The organism is Moorena sp. SIO3E8 (genome assembly GCF_010692445.1).
In the GTDB taxonomy this organism is placed as follows: Bacteria; Cyanobacteriota; Cyanobacteriia; order Cyanobacteriales; family Coleofasciculaceae; genus Moorena; species Moorena bouillonii.
The window spans coordinates 1-2,013 of the sequence record NZ_JAAHHM010000318.1 but is presented as its reverse complement, the minus strand read 5'-3'; the positions used below and the strand labels follow the sequence as shown (position 1 = coordinate 2,013).

Genomic DNA, 2,013 nt, shown 5'->3' with positions numbered 1-2,013 from the left:
TAGTTACACCGATGAGCAAGATCAGGAAGTAGCACAAACTTTAATTAGTATTGAAAGAGCCTTAGGTACTAATTTTAATGACGAACTGATCGGTAACGAAGCTAACAACATGTTCTTTGGTTTAGAGGGTGATGACAAATATGTCGGTGGTGCAGGACATGATACTTTCCGAGACAGTGGCGGTTCCAACCACTTCGACGGTGGAGAAGGTCGTGATACCGTTGACTTTCAAAATCTAATCAACTCTGGTATTAAGCTCAATTTGGCTGAAGGCACTGGTAGTTACACCGATGAGCAAGATCAGGAAGTAGCACAAACTTTAATTAGTATCGAAAGAGCCGTAGGTACTAATTTTAATGACGAACTAATTGGTAACGAAGCTAACAACAATTTCTTCGGTTTAGACGGTGATGACACCATAACTGGCGGTGCTGGAAATGACGTAATCAACACTGGTGACGGAAACAATACTATTGATTCTGGTTCCGGTCTAGACACCATCCAGCTTGGGAATGGTAACAACACCATTGCCCTTGAAGAAGGTGAAGGACATGACAAAGTGATAAATTTCCAACAGGGGTTAACTCGCTTTGGGGTTAGTGATGCTAGCACCCTTACCTTTGAGCAGTCTAATGGCAGTGTGAATATCATAGCTGCTGATGGTGACCTTCTCGCCAATGTAGAGGGAGTTGAGGTTAGTACCTTTACTGATAATCTCTCCAGTATATTTTTCTAATACCCCTCGCTTCCGGTGTTGCTTAAGAATCGAATGATTTGAAGAGTTTTCTGGAACGGGCATCTGGCTGTGGAGTGGGCATCTGGGCATCTGGCTGTGGAACGGGCATCTTGCCTGTTTCATTTCCAGGCGGGCAGGATGCCCACTCCACTTATATTGATTCTCTGCCTCTCATTCTCTGTTCCCTATTCCCTATTCCCTGTTCCCGACTTCTGAAAGAAGTCAATTCACCAATTTTCGTCATTCCCATCAAAATTAGACTCGTACTCCTGCTCCCTTTGTTTTTTGTTCTTTGTTCTTTGTTCTAGCTCCATTTGTTAATATAATTACTTTCTAAAGTATGCCCCGAGGATAACATTATAGTTATAGCTTCCCTAGCTCATAACCTAACTCTGACACTATGGGAATAGGGAGTCGGGAGTCGGGAGTCGCGAGTAGGATTAGTATAGAGCTAACGGAGTGTAATTATGAATCAGGCAATACATGAGACAGTATGCTGGACTATCCATGACCTAGAATTGCTACCAGAAAATGAAGGAACACGCTACGAAATCATTGATGGAGAATTATTTGTGACTAGAGCGCCTCATACTAAACATCAGCAAACCTGTGGCAAAATTTTTCGACAGCTAGATGCTTGGTCTGAAGCAAGTGGTTTAGGAGAAGCTATTCCTAGTCCTGGTGTCCTGTTTTCCGAATCCGATAATGTTATTCCCGATGTCGTTTGGGTTACTCAAGAAACCTATACATTAACCTTAGATAAATCTGGACATCTAACTGGTGCCCCAGAATTAGCAGTCGAAGTTTTATCTGCTAGTCAACAAGACCAAAGACGAGACCGAGAAGCTAAACTAAAACTTTACTCTTCACGAGGCGTCAAAGAATATTGGATTGCTGATTGGAGGTCTCGCAAGCTCGAAATTTATCGCCGAGAAAACAGTCAGCTCAAATTAGTAGCAACCCTTTTCAGCCAAGATACCCTAACCTCTCCCCTCCTACCTGGTTTTAGTTGTACTGTCCATCAGTTTTTTCCTAAATAAAAGGGAATAGGAAATAGGGAGTAGGGAGTAGGGAGTAGGGAGTAGGGAAAAATTATCACAATTGATTTTAGGATTGCTAAAGTAAATGTTGCGTAGGGTGTGTTAGGGGCCTTTCAAGGGTATGTTTTTAAGATTCATCCAGGGGCAGGAGAAAAATCGGGAATAAATCTACCTGTAGGTAAAGGCATGCCCTTAATCGCAGATGCCAAAATTCTTAAAAATCCTCGTCTGAAACAA

Annotated in this window: 2 protein-coding genes and 1 pseudogene; all 3 read left to right on the top strand. The window is 42.4% G+C overall.

The genetic code is table 11. The features are described from left to right. Positions 1-736: pseudogene (locus F6K46_RS39435) on the top strand (hypothetical protein); the annotation flags it as partial. Between the two features lie 38 nt (positions 737-774). Next, the gene (locus F6K46_RS39430) at positions 775-1,044 is read left to right on the top strand and encodes a hypothetical protein (RefSeq protein ID WP_293068856.1); all 270 of its coding nucleotides are present in this window, start codon (positions 775-777) and stop codon (positions 1,042-1,044) included. A gap of 159 nt (positions 1,045-1,203) precedes the next feature. Beyond that, positions 1,204-1,776: a Uma2 family endonuclease gene (locus tag F6K46_RS39425; protein ID WP_293068853.1), complete on the top strand. Its 573-nt coding sequence runs from the start codon at positions 1,204-1,206 to the stop codon at positions 1,774-1,776. Positions 1,777-2,013: the final 237 nt, after the last annotated feature.

Bases quoted from the DNA above. Each gene is read 5' to 3' on its own strand.
- F6K46_RS39425 (WP_293068853.1), top strand. From the start codon at position 1,204: ATGAATCAGGCAATACATGAGACAGTATGCTGGACTATCCATGACCTA.